General features: G+C 32.3%; 14 protein-coding genes. 1 reads left to right on the forward strand and 13 read right to left on the reverse strand.

Annotation, left to right across the window (positions count from 1 at the left end; translation table 11 throughout):
• Nucleotides 1-455: 455 nt before the first annotated feature.
• From PTSHG_RS03575 to PTSHG_RS03625, 12 genes are all read right to left on the reverse strand, one after another.
• The gene (locus PTSHG_RS03575) at nt 456-1,139 is read right to left on the reverse strand and encodes a V-type ATP synthase subunit D (protein WP_019107525.1); all 684 of its coding nucleotides are present in this window, start codon (nt 1,137-1,139) and stop codon (nt 456-458) included.
• Nucleotides 1,139-2,554, reverse strand: coding sequence for a V-type ATP synthase subunit B (locus tag PTSHG_RS03580; protein WP_019107526.1), 1,416 nt, complete (start codon nt 2,552-2,554; stop codon nt 1,139-1,141). The genes PTSHG_RS03575 and PTSHG_RS03580 overlap by 1 nt, the downstream gene beginning before the upstream one ends.
• Complete coding sequence (locus PTSHG_RS03585; protein WP_019107527.1) at nt 2,547-4,316, reverse strand: V-type ATP synthase subunit A; 1,770 nt, start codon at nt 4,314-4,316, stop codon at nt 2,547-2,549. Before PTSHG_RS03585 ends, PTSHG_RS03580 begins: the two co-directional genes overlap by 8 nt.
• A gap of 27 nt (nt 4,317-4,343) precedes the next feature.
• A complete protein-coding gene (locus PTSHG_RS03590; protein ID WP_019107528.1) occupies nt 4,344-4,658 on the reverse strand; it encodes a V-type ATP synthase subunit F in 315 nt (104 codons plus the stop codon).
• Nucleotides 4,651-5,643 carry a V-type ATP synthase subunit C gene (locus PTSHG_RS03595; RefSeq protein WP_019107529.1) on the reverse strand — a complete coding sequence of 331 codons (993 nt, stop codon included), beginning with the start codon at nt 5,641-5,643 and terminating at the stop codon, nt 4,651-4,653. The genes PTSHG_RS03590 and PTSHG_RS03595 overlap by 8 nt, the downstream gene beginning before the upstream one ends.
• Nucleotides 5,644-5,659: 16 nt before the next feature.
• Nucleotides 5,660-6,208 (reverse strand): V-type ATP synthase subunit E, encoded by a 549-nt coding sequence (locus tag PTSHG_RS03600; protein ID WP_019107530.1) that lies wholly within the window; start codon nt 6,206-6,208, stop codon nt 5,660-5,662.
• Between the two features lie 8 nt (nt 6,209-6,216).
• Nucleotides 6,217-6,687 carry a V-type ATP synthase subunit K gene (locus tag PTSHG_RS03605; protein ID WP_019107531.1) on the reverse strand — a complete coding sequence of 157 codons (471 nt, stop codon included), beginning with the start codon at nt 6,685-6,687 and terminating at the stop codon, nt 6,217-6,219.
• Nucleotides 6,688-6,697: 10 nt separating this feature from the next.
• A complete protein-coding gene (locus PTSHG_RS10055) occupies nt 6,698-7,396 on the reverse strand; it encodes a V-type ATPase 116kDa subunit family protein (RefSeq protein WP_238318715.1) in 699 nt (232 codons plus the stop codon).
• A gap of 58 nt (nt 7,397-7,454) precedes the next feature.
• On the reverse strand, nt 7,455-8,645 hold the full coding sequence (locus PTSHG_RS10060) for a V-type ATP synthase subunit I (RefSeq protein WP_238318717.1): 1,191 nt from the start codon (nt 8,643-8,645) through the stop codon (nt 7,455-7,457).
• Nucleotides 8,632-8,955 carry a hypothetical protein gene (locus PTSHG_RS03615; protein ID WP_019107532.1) on the reverse strand — a complete coding sequence of 108 codons (324 nt, stop codon included), beginning with the start codon at nt 8,953-8,955 and terminating at the stop codon, nt 8,632-8,634. The genes PTSHG_RS10060 and PTSHG_RS03615 overlap by 14 nt, the downstream gene beginning before the upstream one ends.
• Before the next feature lie 272 nt (nt 8,956-9,227).
• On the reverse strand, nt 9,228-9,776 hold the full coding sequence (locus PTSHG_RS03620) for an ECF transporter S component (RefSeq protein WP_019107533.1): 549 nt from the start codon (nt 9,774-9,776) through the stop codon (nt 9,228-9,230).
• Nucleotides 9,773-10,720: a nucleoside hydrolase gene (locus PTSHG_RS03625; protein WP_019107534.1), complete on the reverse strand. Its 948-nt coding sequence runs from the start codon at nt 10,718-10,720 to the stop codon at nt 9,773-9,775. Before PTSHG_RS03625 ends, PTSHG_RS03620 begins: the two co-directional genes overlap by 4 nt.
• Nucleotides 10,721-10,878: 158 nt before the next feature.
• Here PTSHG_RS03625 and PTSHG_RS03630 point away from each other — a divergent pair, with 158 nt between their 5' ends.
• Entirely contained in the window at nt 10,879-11,469 is a 591-nt protein-coding gene (locus PTSHG_RS03630) for a TlpA family protein disulfide reductase (protein ID WP_019107535.1), read from the forward strand.
• Between the two features lie 85 nt (nt 11,470-11,554).
• Here PTSHG_RS03630 and PTSHG_RS03635 read toward each other — a convergent pair whose 3' ends face one another.
• Entirely contained in the window at nt 11,555-12,025 is a 471-nt protein-coding gene (locus tag PTSHG_RS03635; protein WP_019107536.1) for a YbaK/EbsC family protein, read from the reverse strand.
• Nucleotides 12,026-12,328 lie beyond the last annotated feature (303 nt).

The following is a 12,328-nucleotide window of genomic DNA, read 5'->3' on the forward strand; positions in this document are numbered from 1 at the left end:
TGAAAAATAAATTTTTTTAAGGCTCTATAATATCTCCTAGAAGCCAATGTCTAATAGCTAATATAGAGCCAAACTTCTTCAAATTCATCTATTACAAAAATCACAATCAGTTAAATATTATAAATATTTTATCTAATCTTTTTTATATCATCTTCTGCTGCTCCTCTATATAAAGAAATTTCTTCAAATATAATATGCTGACCTAAACTATAATATTAGGTTTTTCTTTTCAACCACAAGATAGTAATAATATAGCTTGTTATATACTTAATTATCTAAAAATAGATTTCTATCTTTTATTTTTAGGTATTTTATATATAACAAATTCTAAAATTTCATCAGATGATTTTTTCTCGGTAATTTGAATTTTTTAAATTTTCCCTTTATAGATTCAGCTTGATTCGTTTTTTATATTCCACTATCTAATTAGATTCTTCACTTAGAGTCCTTTTATATTAAACAAGCTCTGCATTTACTTTTTCAGATTTTTCTTCTTTCATCTCGTCCTTTGAGATAATATCCTTAACCTTCATTAGCCTTGTTATATTTGCTCTTTCACTTTCATCAAGTTTTGAACGAATATATTTTATTGTCTCTTGTAAGTCTGGAATTGTCTTGTACTCAAGGGCATTTACTCTTCTTCTAGTTTTTTCAATTTCGTTGGCAAGAAGTTGAGCTGCCTTTTCCTTTTGTGTAAGTGTCAAAAGTTCTTCCATAACTTCTGTAAGATCGTCTATAGCAGCATCAAGGTCTGATGTTGTCTGTGCATATCCATAAGGATAGCAAGATGCGTCCTCTGATGTTTTTTTTGTTATAAATTCCATCTCTGGCACATCAACAGACATTACATTTTTCTTTTTGATTTTAACAAAAGTCTGCATGGTAGGAAGTGAAATTGCTTCTTCAAGCATTTCTGGACTCATGGCTGCTGATGCCATGAGAAAGGCTTTGAAAGAATTTTGCAATTTCTCTTCCACTTCAAGTCTAAGCTTTTTATTTTCCTTTATGAGAGTAATAAATTGTCTCATAAGTTCATCTTGCTTGTCCTTTAAAAGTTTATGACCTCTACTTGATGTCTCTAATTTACCTTTTAGAATGGACAAATTCATTCTAGTGGGATTTACTTTAAGTCTTGTCATTATAATCCCTCATTTTCTAAATCTTCAGAATCTTTAGAATCTTTCTCCTTATCGCCCAAATATTTTTCAATTAATTTGTCGTCAATTCTCTTTAGTTCTGTTCTAGGTATTATAGATAAAAGTTCCCAACCTAAATTCAAAGTATCTTCAATTGGTCTATTTGTTTCAAAACCTTGAGATACATATTGTTTTTCAAACAAATCAGCAAATCTTGCAAAGGCCTTGTCTGTTTCTGATAGAGCAGTTTCGCCAAGGATTGCAGAAAGTTCTTTTGCTTCTTTACCTGCAGTGTAGGCTGCATAAATTTGGTTCATTGTATCAGCATGGTCTTCACGAGTTTTCCCTTCACCAATTCCCTTATCTTTAAGTCTTGAAAGTGATGGGATGGCATTAATTGGTGGCTCAAGCCCTTGTTTGTATAAATCTGTTGATAAAATTATTTGTCCTTCTGTTATATAGCCTGTAAGGTCAGGGATTGGATGTGTGATGTCTCCTTCTGGCATTGTCAATATAGGGATTTGTGTAATAGAGCCTTCTCTTCCCTTAATCCTTCCTGCTCTTTCATAAATACCTGCAAGGTCTGTGTATAAATAACCAGGATAACCACGTCTACCAGGAACTTCTTTTCTTGCTGCTGATACTTCTCTAAGTGCTTCTGCATAATTTGTCATATCTGTCAAAATTACAAGTACATGCTTTCCAAGTTCAAATGCCAAATATTCTGCTGCAGTAAGTGCCATCTTTGGTGTCGCAAGTCTTTCAATGGCTGGGTCATTGGCAAGATTCATAAATAAAACGGCTCTGTCAATGGCTCCAGTTTTAGTGAAATCATCTATAAAGTATTGAGCTTCTTCAAAGGTTATACCCATGGCTGCAAATACTACGGCAAAGTCTCCACCAGAAAGTACACTTGCTTGTCTTGCAATTTGTGCTGCAAGTTCGTTGTGTGGAAGTCCTGCTTCAGAAAATATTGGAAGTTTTTGTCCTCTAACAAGAGTGTTAAGTCCATCAATTACAGATACGCCTGTTTGAATAAATTCTGATGGGTAATCTCTTGAAACAGGATTTATTGCTGTTCCATTAATATCAATTTTTTCTTCAGGTATAATCTTTGGACCATCGTCAATTGGTTCTCCAAGTCCGTCAAAAACTCTTCCAATCATATCTGGCGAAACACCAAGTTCAAGTGGCTTTCCTAAAAATCTTACACTTGTGTCCATTAAGTTAATCCCACTGGACCCTTCAAAAATTTGAACCATGGCCTTGTCGCCTTCAATTTCTATAACACGTCCACGCCTCTTTTCGCCGGTTTGAAGTTCGATGTCCACAAGTTCTTCGTAGGCTGCACCCTCTACTCCTTCAACAGTCATAAGAGGTCCAACAACTTCTGTTACTGATTTATATTCTTTAAGCATCTACATCACCGACCTCTTCTAATTTTTTAAGTTCACTGTCAATCTTATCTTTTATTGCATCAATTTTTTCTAATTCGTCATTAGGCACATACTTCATTCTTGCAATATTTTCTTTTACATCAAGCTTTTCTATTTCACTAAAGTAGACACCTTTTTCTAAGGCTTCTTGTGATTTGTCATAGAAATAAAGAATAGTGTCAAGCATCTTGAATTGTTTTTCAAGAGGACAGAATGTATCAACATCATGGAAAGCATTTTGTTGCAAAAAGTCTTCACGAATTGATTTTGTAGTGTCTAATTTAACTTGGTCTTCATCAGATAAAGTATCACGGCCAACAAGTCTTACAACTTCAAGAAGTGAAGTTTCTTCTTGTAAAAGTGCCATGGCTCTCTTTCTAAGTCTTGAAAATCTCTTATCTACATTTTCATCTAAATATTTATCAATTTTGGATTGATATAGTGAATAGGAATCAATCCAGTTAATAGCTGGGAAGTGCCTTTGATAAGACAAATCGTAGTCAAGTTTCCAGAATATTTTTACTATTCTAAGTGTGTTTTGTGTAACTGGTTCTGATATGTCTCCACCTGGAGGAGAAACTGCACCTATAACTGAAAGTGCTCCTTCTCTTTCTTCAGAGCCATTTACAAGAACACGTCCAGCTCTTTCATAGAACTCTGCAATTCTTGAACCTAAATAAGCTGGGTAACCTTCATCGCCAGGCATTTCTTCAAGACGACCAGACATTTCACGAAGGGCTTCTGCCCAACGAGAAGTGGAGTCAGCCATCATGGCAACTGAATATCCCATATCTCTAAAGTATTCTGAAATTGTGATTCCTGTATAAATTGATGCTTCACGAGCTGCTACTGGCATATTAGAAGTGTTGGCAATAAGAACCGTCCTCTTCATAATTGACTCGCCAGTTGTAGGGTCCATTAGCTCTGGAAATTCCATAAGTACATCTGTCATTTCATTTCCACGTTCTCCGCAGCCTACATATACAACTATTTGAGCATCTGCCCATTTTGCAAGTTGATGTTGTACTACAGTCTTTCCTGAACCAAAAGGCCCTGGAATTGCGGCAGTACCACCCTTTGTAATTGGGAAAAATGTATCTATTACTCTTTGTCCAGTAACAAGAGGTTCCTTTGGATCAACTTTTTTCTTATAAGGTCTGCCCTTTCTTACTGGCCATTTCTGTATCATTGTAAGATTTTTGTCGCCCTTTTCTGTTTCTATAATTGCAATAGTCTCTTCAACGGTAAAAGAGCCTTCTTTGATTTCTTTAATCTTACCCTTTACTCCATTGGGAACCATGATTTTATGAGTAACAACAGGAGTTTCTTCTACTGTTCCAAGAATATCTCCTGCTTCAAGTATATCTCCAACTTTTGCAACTTTTTTAAATTCCCATTTCTTTTCTCTATTTAAAGGATTTACTATAACTCCTCTTTTTAAAAAGTCTCCAGCTTCATCTCTAAGTCCAACAAGAGGTCTTTGAATACCGTCAAACATTTGCTCGATCATTCCAGGTCCAAGCTCAACGGAAAGTGGTGCTCCTGTTGTATATACTTCATCTCCAGGGCCAATACCTGTAGTTTCTTCGTAAACTTGAATGGAAGCCTTGTCGCCTCTCATTTCAATAACTTCACCAATTAATTTGTCCTTAGAAACTTCTACTACGTCATAGACATTGGCATCTTCCATGCCAGATGCTACAACTAGTGGTCCGGATACTTTAATTATCTTTCCTGATTTCAATAAAGCTCCTCCTTTATAAAAAGGTGATTAATCACCTAATATATTTGCTCCAACTGCCTTTTCAACATTTTTGTTCAAATTCTTCATACCAATACCAAGAGTTCCCTTATTTGAAGGAATAACTATAATTGCTGGCAATAATTTGTCATTATATCTCTCTATAGTATTTGGTATTTTTGCAGCAAGTTCTTCTGTAATATAAATTACACCATAATCTTTTTTGGCAAGAGCATCAACTTTTGCCCTTGCGTCCTTTTCTTCGTAACTAACGAAGACATCTATCCCTATTGCCTTAAAGGATAAAACTGAATCTTTGTCGCCAATAACTGCAATTTTATACATAAGTATCACGCAACTTTTCTCTAATAAATTCACTGTCAAGTCCATTTAGTTTGGAAACTAAAATGATTCTAAGATTTTTAATCTCCATTTCCTTTGCCAAAGCATTGGCAAAAACAACTTCAGGACCATAAGTGATGTACTTTACATCTTTTATCAAATCTATAAAGTAATTGTCCATCTCTCTTTCAAAATCTGAAAGATTTCCCCTTTCCTTAAAGGAATCAAGTGCCTCTTTTATATACTTGTAAATTTCAAGTTTTTTAAAGGCATCTGTATCTGAACTTATATCTCTATTTAATAAATCAAAATAAGTTTCCTCTCTAACATTGCCGCCTTCAATAATTATACTCCTTAAAAATTCTACGCTTTTTTCTTGCTTCTTAGCCCTTAAAAGTGTCCTAATATTTGTAAAATCAATTAAATTCTTTGCATATTTTATAAATAAATCCACCTCAGACTCTTTTGCAAGTTCAAGAAGTTCAGTAAAGTAAGCATTATCAAGATAAATATCAATCAGCTGTTGATCTTTCTTTTCTTCATAAAGCTCCTCAACCCTTGTTATGAGTTCAAAATACTTATTTTTTTTGCTTCCCTTTAAAAGAGCATCCTTATATTCCTTTAGATCAAAATCTCCAATATTCATATAGAGATCTTTTAAATCCTTTTTCCCAATGTCCTCCTTAATTAGCACTTTTAAATTGTGATAAAAATACTTTAAAGTAAGAAGTTTTACTGGAATTTTAGAAGGAGAAATATCAAAAAGCTCATCATAAAAATTTGTGAGTTCCTCTTTTAAAATATATTCATATTCTGTGGGAGAAGAAAGTTTATTAATATACTTATTATAAACAGTATCAGATAGAGATCTAAGTGCGTCTTCCAAAGTTTCTGTTTCAGAAATTCTTATAAAGTTTTCACTTTTTAAAAATTCCTTTTCCAAAACTCTAAGTCTTGTAGAACTTTGGATGAATTTACTTTTATCCATTTAACCACCTTTTCCCTTAACTGAAAAGTTTTTCAGCCAAAAATTTTTCCAAATCTTCTCTTTCAGATTTTACAATAGATTTGAAGTCTCCATTATAAACTAAATTTCCATTGTGTAGGACAAAACCGCTATCTATATCTGTGTCAGAAACTTTAAATCCGAGATTGGCATTTTTTATTGCATCTCTATACTTATTTGGCACATCTAAAATAGAATTTTTATCCTCTACACCTGCCACATTATTTTTAACATATTTTATAAAATCTTCTTCTGACAAATTTTCAAGTTCGACTATTGCCTTTTCAAGAATTTTATCTATTAACTTGTGTTTTTCAGCTAAAATATCATCTCTTGACTTTAGTTCAGCCCCTGATTTTGCCCTTTTTAAAATGTCTTCTCTTTCTTTTTTTGAAATTGCATCAATTTTATCTGCTAAAAATTTTGCGTCATCTTCTCTTTTTTCTATAATAGAATCTCTTTTTTCTTCTGCTTTTTTTATAATTTCATCAGCCTTTTTATTTGCATCCTCAATAATTTTATTTAAAATATTTTCAAGTCCTGCCATAGTATCACCTAGGCTCTAAATAGTATAAAGAATGAAATTGCAAAGGCAAGAATTGCATAAAGTTCAACCATTACTGCAAAGATAATACCCTTTGCTTGTTGTTCTTCATTTTTTGCCAAAATGTTAATACCTGCAACAGAAACTTTTCCTTGTGCTACTGCAGATATAAGTCCAGCAAGACCAATTACGGCACCACTTGCCATATACATAAATCCTGTGTTGACTGGAACATCTGGTGAAAGTCTAAATAAAATAAATAGTCCAATTACGAATCCATAAAGACCTTGTGTACCTGGAAGTAGTTGAAGTACAAGAGATTTACCAAATTTTTCTGGTTCATCAATTACTACTCCTGCAGCAGCTTCCCCTGCCATACCTACTCCCTTAGCAGACCCTGCACCAGAAAGTGCAACTGCAAAGAAGATCCCAAGAGATCCTAAAATCAATCCACCATATTCTCCCATTAATCCATTTAACATATTAATCCTCCTAGTCTATATTAAAGTAATCTGAATTTTCTATCATTTTTTTGAAAGGTATGCCTCCACCTTCATAAAATTTATTAAACATTTCTACATAAGTAAGCCTTGCTGTGTGCACATAAGCTGACAAATAAGAAAGAAAGGCATTAAATAATTGGAATACTACAAAAATTACTATTGCAAATATTTTGCCAAGTACATTTGATTCAAAAAGCATTCCTGCAATCATATTTATGGCAAGTCCCAAGAAGGAGCCTGACAATACAAGTGCCATAAGTCTTAAATAGGAAACAAAATCTCCTAAGTAAGAAGAAATTCCATATAGAGAATAAATTCCCCAACCAATTTTTGCCCCTGTAGATTTTTCTTCACGTCCACCAGTTGCCACTATGCCAATCATTCCAAGAATCATAATGATTAAAGCGCCCTTTGAAAAAGGTGCAACTTGTGGCAGAGCCTTTCCAAGTCCAAAGACAATTGCTCCTAGAACTGCCATATACCAAAAACCAACATCATATAGGGCATCCTTTGGTTTTCCATCGCGAATGTTCATATATGCCTTTATGCCTAGAGCAAAGAATATATGAATTCCGCCTAGGATAAGTGACAATATTACTAAAAGTGTGGAATCCTCTGCTGGATCAATTAAACTTGGGAGTTTAATTATTCCACCAAAGAAGGAGCCAAATACTAATCCAAATATCATTGTGGAAATTGAAAGGTAATTGAAGAATTTAATAAATCTTCTCTTTTTATCTGTGAGTTTAAAAGTTTTTAGAGCAAAAAAGTGTACCTAAAAATACTAATAGGCCATAGCCAAAGTCGCCAACCATTATACCTGCAAATATGAAATAAAAAGGCGCAAAGAAAGGCGTCGGATCAATTTCATTATATTTTGGCATGGAATACATTTCCGTCATAAGCTCAAAAGGACTTACAAAGGAATTGTTTTTTAGTAAAATTGGCACTTTATCAGAATCTCTCTTGGCATCTTCTGCACTTAGATAATAATTTTCGCCACATACTTTTTTAACTTTATTTTCAAAATCTTCTAATTTTTCACTTGGAACATAACCTTCTATTAAATCAACTTCTGTAGTCTTTAAAAATTTTCTCTCTGACATTATCTTAATTTTTTCATTTCGATAAAATTCATAGGAAAATTTAAAATCTTCCAAATATTTTAAATAAGTCTTTAAGTCTTCTTCAATGTTTTTATTTTTTTCATAAAGAAACTCTTTGTCTCTTTCATAGGAGTCTATCTTGTCCTTAACTTTGCCATCTGCCTTAATGTTTATGGGTGTGAAGCCATAAGTTGAAAATAGGGACTTTATATTTTCATCAATAGATTTTTCCACTATCATTAGATAATAATAAAAATTCTTGTCCTTTGAGACTCTTTCAATATATGCCAGCTCATTTTTTATAAATTCACTTTCAAATTCAGCTGCATGATTTGAAGATATTGTACCTGTGTAAATGTTTACAGAACCCATATCGTTTATCCTAGATAAGGATGATGAAAGATTCTCCCAAGGTTTTAATTCACCTATCTTGGAATCGATATTTTGAATTTTGCTATTATTTTTATCTTTTTCATCAACTAGTGCTTTTATCTCACCATCAATTTTTTCAAAGGGAAAGGTCATTGCTCTAGCTGCAAGTTCCTCTAAAGTGATGTCTTTTACCCCATCTTTCATGGTCTTTATAGGATTTTCCTTTTCCTTAAACTGAAGTAGCAGATCAATGTCTTCCTTAGACCTTTTGATTTTATCATCAATTTCAATTAAATCTTCTGAAGATCTAGGTCTTGTGAAATCATCTTCTGACAAATCTTGGTCAATTTTAGACTCATCGATGTGAACATAATTAAATTTTTGAAATTTATCAATTAATTTAACTCTATCCTCATCAAAGATAAAGAGTTTGAAATTTTTCATATTAACTATTGCCATTATTCACAATCCTCTCTACCACTGATTTTACAATTTCAGCTTCTTTGTCTTCAGAAATACTTGAAATTTCAGCAATTTTTTTCTCTGCATCTTCTCTTATGGGCTTAATCGAATCTTCTCCTTCTATTCTAGCCTTTTCGATAAAATCATCCTTAGCCTCCTTAGCCTTTTTAACAATGGCATCATAGGACTCCTCTGCTAAAGATTTCGCCTTTTCAATTATCTCTTCAGCCTTAACTTCTGCATCGTCAATAATTTTTTTTGCCTCAGCTTCAGTGTCTTTAACTTTCTTTACTGCATCATCTGACACTAAATCACCTCCAATGTAAAATCTTTCTTAAATTAATTATATCACTTGTTAAATTATTATTTAACTATAATATTAATAAATTTAATTTTATATAATTTATATAATACCCTATTAATACAACTTTATTTGAAAAAAATAAAAAAAGTAAATATTTTTCATGATTTTACGAGAAAAGTAATTAAAAGTTAGTGTTTTTTATTTTTTACCAAGATAAAATATACTTTTGTTAAATATAACAAGCCACTGCTCTCGCAATGGCTTATAATAATTTATTATTTATTTTTCAAAATTTCCTTAAAGCTACTCATGTTGTAAATTTTTGAAACTAAGAGAATTGAAATTAATTTGTCTATATAATCTGTAATCAATTGAATTATAAAAACAATTACAAAATCAGGCAAGTCCATTACAGCCCTAAGGGCTTGCACAATATAAGATGAACCTGCTGTTGTAACTGTTCCAAAGAGATAAGTTGCAATGAGGGCAGATGAAATTGCAACTGGTATGGACATGGTTGGAGTCAAATAAAACTTTGACATAAAGTCATCTCTCTTTAAAAATGTAAAGATTCCAGATGTAAGACCAACTACAATTTGCGTAGGCATAAAATAAATTGCAATTGGATCTCCTATACTATTTGCAAAGGCTGAAATAATTCCTGTCAAAATTCCAAAAGCTGGTCCAAAAGAAAAACCAGCCATTATTGTTCCAATAGAATCCAGATATACTGGTAGTTTTAATACTACAGCAAGCCATGCACTTACTGAATTTATTGCAACACATAATGCTATAAATGTAATTTTCTTTGAAGTGAATTTCATAAAAGATCACCCAAAATTTTCTCATCAACTTCCCGTTTTGTAATTTCTTCTAAAAAATATTTCCAAACTTCGAAGACGTCTAAATCTTCATAGAGTATTATATTTTTCTCTCTCTTCAAAAAGTCCATCTCGTCCACCATTAGCATACCTCTCGCAGGTCCATCTGTTATACACTCTGCGTTAAAAGCCCTGCCTTTAAAAAGTTCTTGCTTTCTTTCAAGGATAATTGTAAGTGGGTCATTTATAACTGAGCCAATAATTTTTTCGTATTCCCAATGAAAGTCCATGTAAAAATTCGTTATCTTTTCAACAAAATTTCCCACTTCTGGATTTAATCTCTTCATGTAAGATAAAATGCTTGGAGTTAATACAAATTTTCTAGTGACATCAAGAGGCATAATTTCAACTTTATTGGGAGCATTTTTTATTACATAATCAGCAGCATCTGGATCCACATAAAAATTAAATTCTGCAACTGGACTCATGTTGCCATGACTCTTAAAGTTGCCTCCCATTATAATTATTCTAATGTCCTTAAAGGCAGCCCTATCTCTTTTTAAAGCCCTTGCAATATTGGTAAGTGGTCCAAGGGCAAAAATAATAAGATCTCCCTTTCTCGCTTCTTCCACTAAAAAATTTATGGCATCGCCATCACTATCTTTTCCCTCATAATCAAGATAAGTTTCGCCAAGACCGTCTTCGCCATGAGTGTCTTCTGCATTAATAAATTCTTTTGAAAGAGGAGATGAACTTCCCATATAAATCTTAAAATCTCTATCTAAAAATTTTGAGATCCTCAGTATGTTTTTCTTTCCCTTTTCAACATGCACATTTCCCGAAACTAAAGAGATCCCTAAGATTTCATATTCTACTACATTATTTGCTAAAATAATTGCAATAGAATCATCAATCCCGGGATCTGCATCAATAATAATTTTTTTCATTTTTACCTCCATTTCTTTGGAGAACAATTAGTTTTTTATACTTGGAGTTCCCGAACAAGTGGAATTTATTATACAATAAATTTTTGAAATAGACAAGTTCACTAATTTCAAGTATAATTAATTTAGGCAAAATTAAAAATTTAACTTGGAGTGATTATATGAAAAAACTTTTTAAAGTATTGATTTTATTTGCAGTGGCTTTAACTCTTTTTGCTTGTAACAAAAAAAATGATCAAGCTGATACTACAAATAAGGTCGAAGAAAAATCAAAAACCACAGCAAGCGCAATAGAATTAGACAAAATGCCAATTGAAAATTTTGATTTTCACACTATTGATATTGTTAATGGCAACACAGTAAAATCAGAAGATTTTTACAAAGAAAAACCACTAACACTTGTAAATGTTTGGGGAACTTTTTGCGGACCATGTAAAGAAGAAATGCCTGATCTAGCAAAATTATATGAAGAATACAAGGATAAGGTAAACTTCCTTGGTGTTGTTATTGACACTAACGCAAGTATGGATACAAATGTCCAAGAAGCTCAACAAATTTTGAAAAACGCAGGTGTAAATTACACAAATATAATGCCAAACTCAACTACAGAGGATACTTTGGTAAATATAACTGCAATGCCAACAACATTCTTTGTAACTAGCGAAGGAAAAGTCCTTGGTGGTTTCGTTGGTCAAGCAGACAAAGAGAGTCTTGCGGCAACACTTGACAAATTAATAGAAGAAAACAAATAATACAAAAGATGAGTTCAATTGAGCTCATCTTTTTTTGTAAATTTTTATTTACTTGTCGGTATGTTAAAAGTTTTTATATAAAGTCTCACTCCATATTTTTTGTGACATCAATCCACTCTTTATACTTTGAATATTTTTCTAACTCATCTAGTGTAACTTCTATTGCGCTATTACTAGATCCGCAAGCAGGAAAAACTGTCTCAAATCTTTTTAGGGACTCATCAAGATAAACATCTACATTATCCTTTATCCCAAAGGGACAAACCCCTCCAACCTTATGACCGATTAATTCTTCCACCCTATCCTTATCAACCATCTTTGCCTTGGTTCCAAAAAATTCTTTAAACTTCTTGTTGTCAACTTTTACATCTCCTGCTGTTACAACTATTACTATCTTATCCTTTAAGATAAAAGAAAGGCTCTTGGCAATTCTTTCTGGCTGACAATGAAGGGCTGCTGCTGCAAGTTCCACAGTTGCACTAGAAGTATCAAACTCAATTATCCTATCTTCAAGACCAAAATTTTTAAAATAATTTTTAACTTTTTCTATGCTCATTTTCCCACTCCATAAATTTTTATTATTATACCACAAAATATTTTTTTATTAAAAATTTTATGATACATGAAATCATTTTTAAGTTGTTTAATTTTAAATTTTATCTTTTTTATTCAATAATTTTATGGGAATAAAAGATTTTTCTCGCTTATTACATAAAATAATATCATCTAAAGATTTTCTTTAAGAAAGCTTACAAATCCTTTTATCAAGATTATAATTTCCAAGATTTGCAAAAAAATAGAGCAGACGAAAAATCTGCTCCATTTATTTATTAAATTTAGTTTTTCTAAATTAGTCAAG

Source organism: Peptoniphilus senegalensis JC140 (assembly GCF_000321025.1).
Taxonomy (GTDB): Bacteria; Bacillota; Clostridia; order Tissierellales; family Peptoniphilaceae; genus Peptoniphilus_A; species Peptoniphilus_A senegalensis.

Coding starts and splice junctions, on each gene's coding strand:
- PTSHG_RS03590 (WP_019107528.1), bottom strand. CDS start 4,658: ATGTATAAAATTGCAGTTATTGGCGACAAAGATTCAGTTTTATCCTTT.
- PTSHG_RS03575 (WP_019107525.1), bottom strand. CDS start 1,139: ATGACAAGACTTAAAGTAAATCCCACTAGAATGAATTTGTCCATTCTA.
- PTSHG_RS03595 (WP_019107529.1), bottom strand. CDS start 5,643: ATGGATAAAAGTAAATTCATCCAAAGTTCTACAAGACTTAGAGTTTTG.
- PTSHG_RS03600 (WP_019107530.1), bottom strand. CDS start 6,208: ATGGCAGGACTTGAAAATATTTTAAATAAAATTATTGAGGATGCAAAT.
- PTSHG_RS03630 (WP_019107535.1), top strand. CDS start 10,879: ATGAAAAAACTTTTTAAAGTATTGATTTTATTTGCAGTGGCTTTAACT.
- PTSHG_RS03580 (WP_019107526.1), bottom strand. CDS start 2,554: ATGCTTAAAGAATATAAATCAGTAACAGAAGTTGTTGGACCTCTTATG.
- PTSHG_RS10055 (WP_238318715.1), bottom strand. CDS start 7,396: ATGATATTTGGATTAGTATTTGGCTCCTTCTTTGGTGGAATAATTAAA.
- PTSHG_RS03625 (WP_019107534.1), bottom strand. CDS start 10,720: ATGAAAAAAATTATTATTGATGCAGATCCCGGGATTGATGATTCTATT.
- PTSHG_RS03635 (WP_019107536.1), bottom strand. CDS start 12,025: ATGAGCATAGAAAAAGTTAAAAATTATTTTAAAAATTTTGGTCTTGAA.
- PTSHG_RS03605 (WP_019107531.1), bottom strand. CDS start 6,687: ATGTTAAATGGATTAATGGGAGAATATGGTGGATTGATTTTAGGATCT.
- PTSHG_RS03620 (WP_019107533.1), bottom strand. CDS start 9,776: ATGAAATTCACTTCAAAGAAAATTACATTTATAGCATTATGTGTTGCA.
- PTSHG_RS10060 (WP_238318717.1), bottom strand. CDS start 8,645: ATGGCAATAGTTAATATGAAAAATTTCAAACTCTTTATCTTTGATGAG.